This window comes from Pseudohalioglobus lutimaris (genome assembly GCF_002866825.1).
Taxonomy (GTDB): Bacteria; Pseudomonadota; Gammaproteobacteria; order Pseudomonadales; family Halieaceae; genus Halioglobus; species Halioglobus lutimaris.
The window spans coordinates 159,033-173,059 of record NZ_PKUS01000002.1; the positions used below are offsets into that span (position 1 = coordinate 159,033).

Annotated in this window: 10 protein-coding genes; 6 read left to right on the forward strand and 4 right to left on the reverse strand. The window is 58.7% G+C overall.

Annotated elements, in window-relative coordinates:
• Positions 1–7 precede the first annotated feature (7 nt).
• Positions 8–886 (forward strand): AraC family transcriptional regulator, encoded by an 879-nt coding sequence (locus C0039_RS03015; protein WP_076000592.1) that lies wholly within the window; start codon positions 8–10, stop codon positions 884–886.
• 78 nt (positions 887–964) lie between these two features.
• Positions 965–1,666, forward strand: a complete 702-nt coding sequence (locus C0039_RS03020) for a LolA family protein (protein ID WP_165787018.1) — start codon at positions 965–967, stop codon at positions 1,664–1,666.
• Positions 1,667–1,669: 3 nt separating this feature from the next.
• Here C0039_RS03020 and C0039_RS03025 read toward each other — a convergent pair whose 3' ends face one another.
• Entirely contained in the window at positions 1,670–3,268 is a 1,599-nt protein-coding gene (locus C0039_RS03025; RefSeq protein WP_101517199.1) for a thioredoxin family protein, read from the reverse strand.
• 223 nt (positions 3,269–3,491) lie between these two features.
• Between C0039_RS03025 and C0039_RS03030 the strand changes: the two genes are divergently transcribed.
• Both C0039_RS03030 and C0039_RS03035 read left to right on the forward strand, forming a co-directional pair.
• On the forward strand, positions 3,492–4,961 hold the full coding sequence (locus C0039_RS03030) for a purple acid phosphatase family protein (protein WP_165787019.1): 1,470 nt from the start codon (positions 3,492–3,494) through the stop codon (positions 4,959–4,961).
• Positions 4,962–5,063: 102 nt separating this feature from the next.
• Complete coding sequence (locus C0039_RS03035) at positions 5,064–5,861, forward strand: tetratricopeptide repeat protein (RefSeq protein ID WP_076000587.1); 798 nt, start codon at positions 5,064–5,066, stop codon at positions 5,859–5,861.
• A gap of 445 nt (positions 5,862–6,306) precedes the next feature.
• Here the strand turns inward: C0039_RS03035 and C0039_RS03040 are convergent, their stop codons facing one another.
• Together C0039_RS03040 and C0039_RS03045 are read right to left on the reverse strand one after the other, a co-directional pair.
• Positions 6,307–7,902, reverse strand: a complete 1,596-nt coding sequence (locus tag C0039_RS03040) for an isocitrate lyase (RefSeq protein ID WP_076000586.1) — start codon at positions 7,900–7,902, stop codon at positions 6,307–6,309.
• Positions 7,903–8,232: 330 nt separating this feature from the next.
• Positions 8,233–9,912 (reverse strand): class I adenylate-forming enzyme family protein, encoded by a 1,680-nt coding sequence (locus C0039_RS03045; protein WP_101517201.1) that lies wholly within the window; start codon positions 9,910–9,912, stop codon positions 8,233–8,235.
• Between the two features lie 164 nt (positions 9,913–10,076).
• On the opposite strand from C0039_RS03045, the gene C0039_RS03050 reads away from it, so the two are divergent.
• On the forward strand, positions 10,077–11,144 hold the full coding sequence (locus tag C0039_RS03050) for a helix-turn-helix transcriptional regulator (RefSeq protein WP_165787020.1): 1,068 nt from the start codon (positions 10,077–10,079) through the stop codon (positions 11,142–11,144).
• Here C0039_RS03050 and C0039_RS03055 read toward each other — a convergent pair.
• Positions 11,141–11,860, reverse strand: coding sequence for a dienelactone hydrolase family protein (locus C0039_RS03055; RefSeq protein ID WP_076000583.1), 720 nt, complete (start codon positions 11,858–11,860; stop codon positions 11,141–11,143). The two genes, C0039_RS03050 and C0039_RS03055, sit on opposite strands and share 4 nt — an antisense overlap.
• 163 nt (positions 11,861–12,023) lie before the next feature.
• On the opposite strand from C0039_RS03055, the gene C0039_RS03060 reads away from it, so the two are divergent.
• The gene (locus C0039_RS03060) at positions 12,024–14,009 is read left to right on the forward strand and encodes an SDR family oxidoreductase (protein ID WP_076000582.1); all 1,986 of its coding nucleotides are present in this window, start codon (positions 12,024–12,026) and stop codon (positions 14,007–14,009) included.
• Positions 14,010–14,027 lie beyond the last annotated feature (18 nt).

The following is a 14,027-nucleotide window of genomic DNA, read 5'->3' on the forward strand; positions in this document are numbered from 1 at the left end:
TTGCGGTATGAGCACCCCATCAAAATGGCCTCTCCCACAGGCCGGCATCCGCTTTATCACGCCGGCTTTCATGATCGAGAAACTGGCGCGCCATCCGCTCACCAAGGACTGCTACCCCACAGCCATGGGCTACTATCCCCGCGCCAGCGGCCACCGCATGCTACGCGAACGCCACGACGACAACCTGCTGTTATATTGCACCGAAGGCAGAGGCCAGCTTGCCGCCGGAGGCTGGTCCGGGAATGTGGGCCCCGGCCAGATCATGCTGTTGCCGCAGGGGCTCACACATGCTTATGAAGCCGATCCTGGCGACCCCTGGTCGCTTCACTGGATACATTTCCAGGGGGCCAGCACCCGGGTGCTGATGCAATACCTCGGCTACCGGGAAGACCGCATCGTCACCGACGCCGGGGTATCCCCTGTGCTCATCGGCGCCTTTACCAGTTTGCTGGAGGTGCGCCGCACCGGTTACTCGACACGGGCTTTCATAAACGCGGCCAATCACCTGCGCCACCTGATCACCCAGATGACCATGGAAATCAGCGCCCATGCAGGGCGCCTGCAGTCGGGTTTTGGGCTGGACCAGGTGCAGGCGTACATGCTGGAGCACATCGACCAGACGGTTACGCTGGAAAGCCTTGCGGGCGTGGCCAACATGTCCAAGTACCACTTTTCCAACCGCTACAGGGAGCTCACCGGCTACTCCCCGATCAAGCACTTTCTCAACATGAAGATGGAACACGCCTGCCGGCTATTGGACTCCACCGACCTGGGCGTGGGGGAAATTGCCCGCCGCGTGGGTTACGAGGATCCGCTGTACTTCTCCCGCCTGTTTCGAAAAACCCTTGGCCGTTCACCCCGTGACTACCGTGCGTCCATGCGCTAATGGGCTTGAACGGCAGCGCATGGCCGAAAAATCGTGCACAATACTGACCTGCCCAGCAGCCAAGCAATGGAGACCCACATGAAAAACTTCTGCAAAACACTGTTCTTTACCGCTATAGCCGCCATCGGACTGGCTGGCAACAGCGCCCTGGCCGACGGCCCCAAAATCACCTGGGACCTGGACGACGCCCTGAAGCAGGTTGACCGCCAGGCGGATGACTTCCAGACCGTGATGGCGCGAGTTGAAGTCGTGCGCCGCGATCTGGGCGGCAGCGAACTGAGCCGGGAACGCGGCACGCTGTTCATAGACAGGAAAGGCAGGATCCGCCTGGATGCGGATGCACCCGAGCAGCGCACCTACCTGGTAGAAAAGAGCACGCTGTACATTCACTATCCCGCGCAAAAACGCGTGGAGGTGTATTCGCTCTCCAGGCATAAGGATCGTATGGAGCCCTTCATGCGCCTTGGCTTCACTGACAGCGGCAAGGACCTGAAGGACGACTACCTGCTGACCTCACTGGGAGAGCGCGATATCGGTGAGAGCCGTTCACTGGGCCTGGAGCTGACACCGGAGAAAGAGAAGCAACGGGCAGTGATGGGCAAAGCGCAGCTATGGATAGACCAGGCTTCCTGGATGCCCGCACAGCAGGTCTTAACCGCCAGTTCAAAGGGCGAGGAAATCACCCTCACCTACACTTTCGTGGCGCGCAACCTTGAACTTAACCCCGACCTGTTCAGCAGTAAATGGCCACGGGGCACAGACAAGCAAAAAATGAAATAGTGTTCAGGCCTGCGCCGGAGCCGACACCAGGAAACTGGCACAGGCCTCTGGCGCAACGCCCTGCAGCCCCGTGCAGAAGTGGTCCATCTGCTGCCGCAAGCTACTGATCACCTGTTGACGCGATGCATCGGCTGGCTGCTCTTGGGCCCAGGCCAGAAGCAAGTTGCTCATACGTTCCACGCCGCGCGCGGTGCGCTGGTGCAGTCCGTCAGCCTGCTCAGCCAGCTCAGTCAACAATGCCTGCCCAGTAGCACCAATAGTCGCCACCGCATCAGGACTGAACCGGACCTGGGCCTGCAGATAGTTCACACCCCATTGCTGGCGGGTCGCCGGCCCCTTCGCACCTTCCCAGGCCTGACGATACCAGGCTAACGCGGCCTCGCCATTACCCTCCTCTGCCTCCAGGTATCCCAGGTCCGCCATGAAATAGTAGGGCTGCTTGGAGACTTTCACGCCATCTTCCAATGCCGCCCTGGCTTCTGCCTGCAGGCCAGCGCCGTAATAAATCTGCCAGATGCCATTGATTCCTGCGTGCACCTGATAAGGGCTGAATTGCTCGCGCAGGGAACGCAGTTGCTCTCGCAACCAGGTCTCCCGCTCGGCGGATAACGGCTGATCCTCTCCCGCCAGCGCACGCTGCACGTCCAGCCAGCCCTGCAAAGCATCAACGCGCAGCAGTACATCAGCCTCCGGGTCGTTGATCACTGACAGTTGCAGGGCATGGAGGAGCCCTGCGAGCCGCTGCCTGTCATCCCCCTCCGCCAGGGTCTGCACCATCTCTCCCGCGCTGAACAGGAAGCTGCCCCGGTTCTGCGCGGCGAGCGTGTCGTCATCAAGGATGTGCTCTACCACGGCCAACTGGGCCGGCGCGAACCGGGAATCCCGTGTCTCGCCCTGAACCCAGGCCTCTACAGCCAGCATCTGCAGCAGGCTTTTTTCAACCACGAGCCTGTCCGGGCAGGCCGCCGCCAACTGTGGCGCTACCACTGCCAGGGACTGCTCTCCCAGTGCGTGGCCACGGTCTTGACTCCAGGAGTAATAAGCCAGTAATTTCCAGTCCGCGTCCTGCAGGGGCTTACCCGCAAGAACGTCGTCGAGCAACGCTGCGACCGGGCGAATGGCGTTGAGCGCCAGATCCAGCACACCCACATACTGTTCGATATTCATACCCCCGGGAATGCGCGTGACTTCCTCTCCATCGGCAGCAAAAATAATAACGGTGGGGTAGCCCATCACCGAAAATTTTTCTCCGTACTTCTGTGCCCTGTCGCTGTCTCCGTCCAGATACACATTGATAAACTGCCGCGATTGGCGAACAAACTCGGGGCGCTTGAATATCGTCGCCCTGAGCTCGTGACAGGGCGGACACCACTGTGCTCCCCAGTAAAGAAACACCGGCTTTTTCTCACGCGCGGCATTCTCAAACGCCGACTCCACGCTACCTGCATACCAATCAATCGCCATTGGCTGCGCGGCATCGGGCGCTTCGGATTCGGCTATGGCGCCTGACCCAGTGGACTGGTCGACCGACCGCTCACTGCAGGCGACAAGCGACAGCGAAGCAATGAAAAAGAAGGACAAGGCAAGGACTGGTGGTCTCATTTGTACTTTTCCCTGGAGAGGCGCAATGCAGGCGAGCGCTCATCTTAAAGTGAATCGCCGGAAAGCTGTAGGGGCGACGCGGGACTATACCGCTGCCGTCACCCCCTGAGCCAGTGGCATTCTTCCTGCCAGCGCCAACTGGCCCAGGACCCGGTGTTGCCAAGAGATCACCGCGCCGAGTATGCTTCGTCGACCCCCTGAAAAAACTATAAACAGGAAGCAGATGAATACCAGATTATTATGCGCCATGACCCTGGCCCCGCTGACTCTGATCGCATGCAGCGACAGCAGCGATCGCCCCTCCACACCGCCCGCTGTAGCCTGCAGCGGAACCGCGGTTACCCCCGAGCGACTGTTCCTGCAACAAGTGGGCAGTGACCGGGCCATTATCAAGTGGCGGGGCAACACCGATGGCGGCGCCGAGGCTGATGCAGTCTGTTTCGGCACCGAGATGGACTTCCTGGATGAAGACAGCCTGACCGCCGCCGAAGTGACGGCGACGGGTCACAGCGAGGCGCTGTTGCAGGGGCTGACCCCGGATACCACTTATTACTATTCCGTAGGCGGCGCCGGTTCGGCGCAGGCGCAACACAGTTTTCGCACCGCACCCGAAGCAGGGCAGCTTCCCGCGGACGGCAACATTCGCCTGTGGATCGTCGGCGACTCCGGTGTCAACAGCCAGGAGAACGAGTACCAGGGCGGTGCTGACCTGGTACGCGATGGTTACCTGGCCTGGGTGAATGAAAATGGCGGCGAGCCCGCCGACCTGTTCCTGATGCTGGGCGATAACGCCTATCCGGAGGGCACAGACGTCCAGCACCAGATAGCTGTCTTCGACACCTATCCGGACATTCTCAGCTCCACCGGCCTTTGGCCAACTATCGGCAACCATGAAATGGGCTTCTTCGGCGCATCAACCAGCTCTGATCCTGACAGTTTCTCGGCCCCCCAGGGTGGTGAGCCCGACCCCGCGCCGGACAGCCCGATGCCCTACCTGAACATCCACACCCTACCCACCAACGGTGAGGCCGGCGGCGTTGGTAGCGGCACGGAACAGTACTACAGCTTTGACTACGGCAGCGTGCACGTGGTCAGTCTGGACTCCCAGCTGGCCGTGCGCGACCCCGCCAGCCGTGAAGCAATGCTGCAATGGGTAACCGACGACCTGGCAGCCAACACTAGCGACTGGACAGTGGTCATCTTCCACCATCCGCCCTACACCAAGGGCAGCCATGACTCCGACAAGATACTGGGCGGAATAGACCAGCCTATCTTCGATATGCGCGAACAATTCACACCGGTATTCGACGAGTATGGTGTGGACCTGGTGTATAGCGGTCACAGCCATATTTACGAACGGTCTTTCTATATCGGTGGACACACGGGCCTTGCCGCAACCTTCGACCCCGCGACCAATGCCGAACTCAACGATGCCGGCCAGCCGGCCAGCGGCCAGGGGGACGAGGAATACACCCAGGTCACTCGTAATGGCACCGACGACAAAGTTGTCTACACCGTTGCCGGCAACGGCGGCAAGGCGACCGATGTCGCCGACAGCTTCCCCCACCCGGCGCACTTCTTCGGTGGCCTGGTAATCGGCTCGGTAGTCGTCGATGCCGCCGAGAGCAGCCTGACCGCGCGCTTTATCGACGACAATGGCGAGGTGCTGGATTCCTTCACCATCAACCGCTGAACAGTGTTTTGCAGTTCACAGGCGCACTCAATATGGGGGCGCCTGCCCCCGCTACCGTACCCGCAGTCCCGCGCCAGGCTAATACTTCACACGTTTTCCCTGGTGCTGGCACTCGCCACAGCAACTGTCACAGCAGGCCCGGCGGCGGGCTCGCGGGTGGACATTCTTAGCGCTGAAATAAACAGCAACCCGGAGGAGCAGCAACTCTACCTGCGGCGCGCTCTCGCCTGGGCGGACAGTGGTCAAAACGACAAGGCCATGGCCGACGTCAATCATGCTGAGCAACTGGGCGACCCATTACAGGCTACCCTGGTGCGCGGTATCCTGTGGTTTCGACAAGACCAGCTGGAACCGGCCAGAACCTGCTTTGACGCCTTTCTCGACCGCTACCCTGACCATCCGGGAGCACTGGGCTACCGTGCGCGGCTGCTCAGAAGTTCTGGCGACAACGCCGGCGCGCTCGCCGACTATCAGCAACTGATAGCGCTGCAACCGGCGCAGGACCCAGGCATCTACCTTGCCACGGCCCAATTACTGGCAGCGGAACCAGACCTGCAGATACCCGAGGCGCTGGCATTGCTGGACCGACGCATCACCGAAGTCGGCGCCATCCCCCAGCTGCAACGCTACGCAATCCGCCTGGAAAAACAGCGGGGTAATTACTCCGCTGCGCTGCGTCGCCTATCGACCCTGGATGACAGCATACGCGCAACGCCACAGTGGCACGTGGAGACAGCAGAGCTGCTGTTGTTGAGCGGCCACCCGGCGCAGGCGCAGTCCCACCTTCTCGTCGCCACGGAACAACTGCAGAACCTGCGCCCCACACCGGCGAGAGCGGTCACCCGGGAAAAAGCCGCTACCCTGCTGGAACAGGCCAATAATCTGCCGATACAAAAGTAAGGCGGTGGGTGCAGGCTGCCCCGGGCCGAAGTGAAATGCGGCCATCGTCGCGGCAAAGGACGACTAGAAAAAAGAGGCCATGTCGGGCAGGGAAGCCCACCTGAAAGCGTGTGCTTTTGGACCGAAGTCAGGCTTCCCTGCCCGATGTGGCCGTCTGGCAAACATAGATACTTAGCACTGAACGCGATGATAGGAAGCAAAAAAAAGGTTCATCGCAGATTAGCGGGGTTGCTTAGTTGATAGACACTTTCCAGCTGAGCGGCCACGAATGGGGTAAGCTTTCCAAGGGCGTGGACGTTTGTTTTCAACCGAGGAAGGCTTACCCCATTCGTGGTGTCCGCTTTGTTTGAATGCCTCATCGTTTGTATGCCTCATTTTCCGCTAATCTGCGAAGAGCCAAAAAAAGGGCGGGATATACCCGCCCTTTTCTCTACACCGACTGAACTCAGCCAAACTGGTTCATGGTGTTGTCTTTACCACCGGCCTTCAGCGCGGCTTCACCGGCGAAGTATTCCTTGTGGTCGTCGCCCATGTCAGAACCTGCCATGTTCTGGTGCTTGACGCAGGCAATACCCTGACGGATTTCCTTGCGCTGTACACCTTCGACATAACCCAGCATACCGGCATCACCGAAGTACTCCTTGGCAAGGTTGTCAGTCGACAGAGCCGCAGTGTGGTATGTAGGCAGGGTAATCAGGTGGTGGAAGATACCTGCTTCGCGAGCCGAGTCCGCCTGGAAGGTACGGATACGGTTGTCAGCCTCTACCGCCAGATCGGAAGCGTCGTAGTCAACGCTCATCAGGTTGTCACGGTCGTAGGCAGAAACGTCCTTGCCCTCTTCACTCCAGGCATCAAATACCTGCTGGCGGAAATTCAGTGTCCAGTTGAACGACGGGCTGTTGTTGTACACCAGCTTGGCATTGGGCACGACTTCACGGATACGATTTACCATGCCACCGATCTGGCCGATATGCGGCTTCTCGGTTTCAATCCATAACAGATCGGCACCGTTCTGCAGGGAAGTGATGCTATCCAGTACGCAGCGGTCTTCACCGGTACCTTTGCGGAACTGGTAAAGGTTGGAGGGCAGGCGCTTGGGGCGCACAAGCTTGCCGTGATGATTGATGATCACGTCGCCGTGATTCATGTCACCCGGCTCCAGCTCTTCAACATCGAGGAAGCTGTTGTACTGGTCGCCCAGGTCGCCCGCTTCGTGGGTTACAGCGATCTGCTTGGTCAGGCCGGCGCCCAACGAGTCAGTACGGGCGACGATGATACCGTTATCCACGCCAAGTTCCAGGAAGGCATAACGAACGGCGCGAATCTTGGCCAGGAAGTCTTCGTGGGGGACCGTTACTTTACCGTCCTGGTGGCCACACTGCTTCTCATCGGACACCTGGTTCTCAAGCTGGATGGCGCAGGCACCGGCTTCGATCATCTTTTTGGCCAGCAGGTAGGTCGCTTCCGCGTTACCAAAACCAGCATCGATGTCGGCGATAATAGGTACCACGTGGGTCTGGAAGTTATCAATCTGCTTCTGGGCGTCCTGTGCCTTGACCTCGTCGCCGGCTTCCCGAGCATCATCCAGAGCGCGGAACAGACCGCCGAGTTCGCGCGCGTCAGCCTGGCGCAGGAAGGTATACAGCTCTTCGATCAGGTTGGGTACTGACGTTTTCTCGTGCATGGACTGGTCGGGTAACGGACCAAACTCGGAACGCAGTGCCGCGATCATCCAGCCGGACAGATACAGGTACTTCTTTTTGGTGTCGCCGAAGTGCTTCTTGATGGCGATCAGCTTCTGCTGGCCAATGAAGCCGTGCCAACAACCCAGGGACTGCGTGTACTGACTGGGGTCGGCATCGTATTCGTCCATGTCCTGGCGCATGATATCAGCAGTGTAACGGGCGACATCCAGGCCGGTTTTGAAGCGGTTCTGCAGACGCATGCGAGCGGCGTATTCGGGGCTGATAGCATCCCAAGCGCTGCCATTTGTGTCGCGCAGTTGGGCGATATCGGAGATGTCATTCTGGTATGTGGACATGATCCTACCTCTGATTGTGTGGGGACTAGAAATTGGCGGGCGACACAGTGTCAGCCAGTCAGTGAGGGGATATTAGTCCCGGCAGCACCATAAATGAAATAAATGGTAACGATTTTTGGTATTCACCAACGAAATAGAGTGGCGTTCCGGGAAAGCCCGGGGCAAGCGGTACAAGAGCTGCCGCCCGATCTGCTCAATCCCGGGATGGTAGGAAGGAGATGAGACCCCGAAGCCGGGTGATTAAAGACCCTGCCCCGGGTGGATCATCCGAGGCAGGGCCGCTTTGGTAAGGGTCAGCGAGTCAGACCCGCCAGGCCGAAACTGAGCGCTTCATTGCTCTAATAACGCCGCCTTGATATCCCGTTTCAACAGCTTGTTGGTCGCATTGCGCGGCAAGGGCTGCTCCGAGAAAAACACACGCGTAGGCACCTTGTAGGTCGCCATATTTGCACGTGCAAAATCAACTAACTCCTGTTCAGACAGCGTCGCTCCCGGGTGCAAGTGCACCACCGCAGCAACTTCCTCCCCCAGGCGTTCATGCGGCAAGCCAATTACAGCGACTTCCCGCACCGCATCATGCTCAATCAGGGTACTCTCAATCTCTACCGGGTATATGTTTTCCCCACCGCGAATAATCATGTCCTTCGCCCTGTCTGCGAGGCACAGAAAGCCATCCTCGTCAAGGAAGCCCACATCGCCGGTTTTCAGCCAACCATCGCGAAATTCAGCCGCGTTGGCCTCCGGTCGATTCCAGTATTCACGGATGTTGGCCACGCTGCGCACCCATATTTCCCCGGTCGCTCCAGGGGGCAGTTCACCACCTTCTTCATCGCAGATACGGATATCAACAATAGGGTGTGGAATACCAGCGGTACGGTTCTTCTCCTGAAACGCCTTACCCGTCAGCGATGCGCCCTGGGCATTTGTCTCGGTCATTCCGTAACCTGTGCCACTGAAATTCATCGGCAGCTTTTCACGCAACAATGCACCAACCTTGGGCGGTGTGGCGGCACCACCAAGACCCACAGAAAAGAGGCTGCTGGTGTCAGCGGCATCAAAGCCCTCGCTTTCCAGCAGATCCAGCACCATGGAGGGGGCGGCAGCCATGGTGGTCACCCGTTCTTCCTCGATATATTTCAGCGCCCTGTCTACATCCCACTTGTACATCATCACGATGCGGCGACCACCGCGGATATTCGCAAGGAACTGTGCATGACAGCCGCTGACATGGAATAGCGGAACCGCCAGCAGTGAAGTGGGCTCATTGCCCGCCTCCAGCATTTTGGTAATCAGTTCCCCGTTGGTCATGGCGGCAGCCATGCCGGCGCACTCCATATTGACCAGGGACTGGGCCACAGCTCGATGGGTAGAAGTCGCACCCTTGGGCTTGCCACTGGTGCCAGAGGTATACATGATCAGTGCCAGGTCTTCACCGTCCAGTTCAACCGGCTGTGGGGCCTTGCCGGTAAAATCGGCGGTAAAACGGGCAAGGCTGTCCGGGTCATTGTCATCGGCAGGCCGCGCTATCAGTACGCGCATGCCTTTTGCCTTCAGGCGCTCGGCAACGCCGTCATAGCGCTGTTGATCACAGATCACCAGTTTTGCCTCGGCATCCTCCACCGTGAAGGCAATATCATCGGGCTGCCCCCAACTGTTCACCGGCACAACTACCGCGCCAATAGCAGTTACCGCGATAAAGGCGGCCATCCACTCGGGATAGTTGCGCATGGCCAGAGCCACCCTGTCTCCCTTGGCAATTCCTGCCGCTTGCAAGGCGGCACCCAGCGCATCCGCCTCGTCCATCACCTGATTGAAACTGCGCCGTTCACCCTCGTAGACCAGGAACTCCCGATCACCGTGATTACGAGCCACTGCCAGCGCATCCCGCAAGTTGGCCGGGGCTCCCTTGTAGTAGCGTTCGCCGTGTTCACCGACTGCAATCTCGTAGGGAGCACCCTCCCCGGTGAGTTGCGCCATAGCGGTGTCGAATTCCTGTTTTAGCGCGGTCATGTATAGTCCCCGTAAGCGTTAATATCTATTGTAGTCTAGCCTGAATTTGGGCAACCGGCATCAGCGAGACTTTGCAGATAGGATTAACCCGATTTTGCACCAAAGACGACCGCTGCCCAACCGCGTTGCCAAGCGGAATGGGTAACAGTTCAGGAGTTCATCCCATGACCAACACAATCCCTCTACGCTACGCGCAATCCTTGTTGCGGCTTACCCCAATGTCGGCGAGCGAACTGGGAGAACAGCTGCAGGCACTCAAGCTCCCCATGGTATTGCTAGAGGATAAAGCGCTGGCTGATGCCAGCATTTCAGTGGAGGACTACGGACGTCTATTCATCCACCTGGTACACCGCATCCAGGACACCCTTCCCGACACTATCGCAATGCCGGATGACAGCCGTAAGTTCAGCGCTTATCGTATGATGTTTCAAGCAATGCTGCATGCACGCGACCTGGAGCAGGCTTTGCAGCGAGCCGCAATCTATTTCCGTCGACTTCAGTCTGAGGGGGAGAGTTTTGAGCTTGAAACGGACGACGACAATATCATCTGTCGCTTTGTGTTCAGCAGCGACAGCTCCCGAGCCCTGACTTCACCCGAAAACTTCAGCATGGAGCACCTGCACTGGCTACCCGGGATGACCGGACGCATTCTATCAATGGCAATGTGGCACCGGGTGTGCGGGTGGTTCATCGGCAGCTACATCGACCTCAGTGCAATTGAGATGACGCAGGTCGCGGAAAGCGACAAGGACTATCGCCAGGTGTTCGGAAGTCCCATCAAGTTTGCTGCAGACCGCGACGCATTCATATTTCACCGGCGCTACCTGTCATTCCCCATCGTGCAGAGTGAGGGTTCGCTGGAGTCCATGCTCTCCAGCTATCCGGCGGAACTATTCCGCATCAGCCCTGAGGAGCACAGTACCGCGCAGCGCATACGCGATTTGATAGGAAGCGATTTCCGACGGCCGATGCCAGGGCTGCAGGACATGGCTGATCGCCTGCATACGACCACCCCCACCCTGCACCGTCGCCTGCGCGACGAGGGTACCTCTTACCAACAGCTAAAGGACCAGTGTCGCCGGGATGCCGCTATCGCTTACCTTGCCAGCGGCAACCGCACTACAGCTGAGCTCTCGGAGCTAATGGGCTTTTCCGACAGCAGCACGTTCCATCGCGCTTTCAAGAAATGGACGGGCATGACTCCCCAGGATTACCGGGAAAAGCACTGCTAGGCCAATACCTCATCGAAAAAGTTCTGCATCGCCAGCCAGGAGCGCCGGTCCGCGACCGGGCTATAGGCAGTGCCTCCATCCGGATCGTCTGCCGCAGGGTTGGTGAAGGCATGCACCGTATTGCCATAGGCATGTATCTGCCAGTCAGCGCCGGCAGTGGTGAGCTCACTGGCAAGGGCAAGAACGCTGTCCGGCTGCGCCATAGGGTCGTCGTATCCATGCAGGCATAGCACCTTGCTGCGTATGGTCGGCGCAGGAACGTTATCTGCCGGCGTGAACAGCCCGTGCAGACTGACCACACCGCGCACATCGGCACCGCTGCGCGCCAGATCCAGCACACAGAGCCCGCCAAAACAGTAACCAATGGCCGCGATACGGCTGGCATCCACCTCTTCCAATGCAGCTGCGGCTGCAAGGCCGGCATTTATGCGCGCCTGCAGATCTGCGCGATCTGCCAACAGAGGGGCCATCAGCGCCGCGTTTTCCTCCGGCCCGGTTCCACATAACCCATCGCCGTACATATCCAGTGCCAGCGCGATATAGCCAGCTTCCGCCAGTTTGCGCGCCTTGCCCTCCTCAAACTCACCGCGGCCCGCCCAGGTAGGTGCAATCAATACGGCCGGGCGGGGTCCTGCCGCCGCCTCATCCCTCGCCAGATAGCCCTGAAATTGTTTGCCGTCCAGACTGTAATCAAGCAGTCGTGAAGTCACCGTCATGTTTGGAACCCCTTGTGTTATTCGCCTGGCAACATTATGGCACAGCCTTCAACCGGCGATTGAAAAATCCTGCACCTGCACTTTGCCAAAAGGCGCAATTGCCGCGTTCACAGGAACATCTAGACTAGCCCGCAAGCTAACCACAGCAACTGGAGACAAAAAAATGGCCTACTTCATTACTGGCGGCACCGGATTCCTTGGACGATTCTTCATCGAGAAACTGCGCGAGAGGGAGGGTGACATCTATGTACTCACACGCAAGGGCTCCGAGAGCAAGTTCGAGGCGCTGCAGGAGCGCATGGGCGACCAGGCAGATCGCCTGATCCCGGTGACGGGCGACCTCTGCCAACCCCTGCTGGGTCTGGACGAAGCCACTGTAGCAGACCTCAAGGGCACGGTTCATCACTTCTGTCACTTCGCGGCCATCTATGATCTCAAGGCTTCCGCAGAATCACAGATCGCGACCAACATAGACGGCACACGCAACGCTGTGGAACTGGCACAGGCAATCGATGCCGCTTGTTTCCAACATGTCAGCTCAATCGCCGCCGGTGGTCTCTACCAGGGTACCTGGCGTGAGGACATGTTCGAGGAAGCTGAGAACATGGAGCATCCCTACTTCGCCACCAAACACGACTCAGAGGCTGTGGTGCGCAATGAGTGCAAGATCCCCTGGCGCGTATACCGCCCAGGCATGGTCGTGGGGCACTCCAGGACCGGTGAAATCGACAAGATCGACGGTGCTTACTACTTCTTCAAGAGCCTGCAGAAGATCCGTAATGTCCTGCCACCGTGGTTCCCGTTGATAGGCATTGAAGGCGGCAAGTTCAACGTGGTGCCAGTGGACTACGTGATCGACGCGATGGATCACATTGCCCACCTTGACGACCTGGACGGGCGCGCGTTCCACCTGACCGACCCTGAACATCACAGCATGGGCAACATGCTCAACATATTTGCCGATGCCGGTCATGCGCCGCGTTTCAGTATGCGCCTGGACACTCGCATGTTCGGCTTTATACCCAAATTTGTGCGTGAGACGCTGGCGAACCTGCCACCGGTCAAGCGCATCATCAACACCCTGCTTGCCGACATGGGCCTGCCCGACTCGGTAATGATGTTCACCAATTACCCCACTCGCTATGACAACCGGGACACGGAACGGGCACTGAAAGGCAGCGGCATCAAATGCCCTGACCTTCGCGACTACGCACCGGTGATATGGGACTACTGGGAGCGCAACCTGGACCCCGACCTGTTTATTGACCACTCCCTGGAAGGCAACATCGGCGGAAAAATTGTGCTCATTACCGGCGCATCTTCCGGCATTGGAAAGCACTCTGCAGTACGCCTGGCAGAGGCTGGCGCACACGTCCTGCTGGTCGCCCGTTCAGCGGACAAACTCGAGGCTACCGCGGCCGAAATCGCCGCACTCGGTGGAATGGCATCCATTTACCAGGCGGACGTTTCCAACCTTGAGGACTGTGACCGTCTTGCCGCCGAAGTACTGGCCAAGCACGGTCACGTGGACGTCCTTCTCAACAACGCGGGCCGTTCTATTCGCCGTTCACTGGAGCTGTCCTACGATCGTTTCCACGACTTCGAGCGCACCATGCAGGTGAACTACTTTGGCGCCATCAGGCTGACCCTGGCACTGCTTCCCTCAATGAGCGCGCGTAAGCAGGGCCATGTTATCAACATGTCGTCCATCGCCGCACTGACACCAAGCCCGCGCTTCTCTGCCTACGTCGCCTCCAAGTCGGCGCTGGACGCATGGACCCGCGCAGCCGCCGTGGAGTTCTCTGACCTTAACGTGCGCTTTACGACCATCAATATGCCGCTGGTACGGACGCCTATGATCGAGGCAACAACCGTCTACAACTCCATGCCTGTACTCACCCCTGATGAAGCGACCGACATGGTGGTTGAAGCCGTGATCAAGAAGCCCAAGCGCATTGCCACCAATATGGGCATTTTCCTGCAGATCCAGAACGCGCTCGCGCCCAGGGTCTCAGAGGTGGTGATGAACATCGTATTTCGCATGTTCAACGACTCTGCTGCAGCCAAGGGTGAGAAGAAGCCAGAGGAAGTTCAGGTATCGAATGAGCAGGTGGCCATCGCCGCGCTGATGAAAGGCGTGCACTTCTAAAGGCAAGGCGACCCTGGG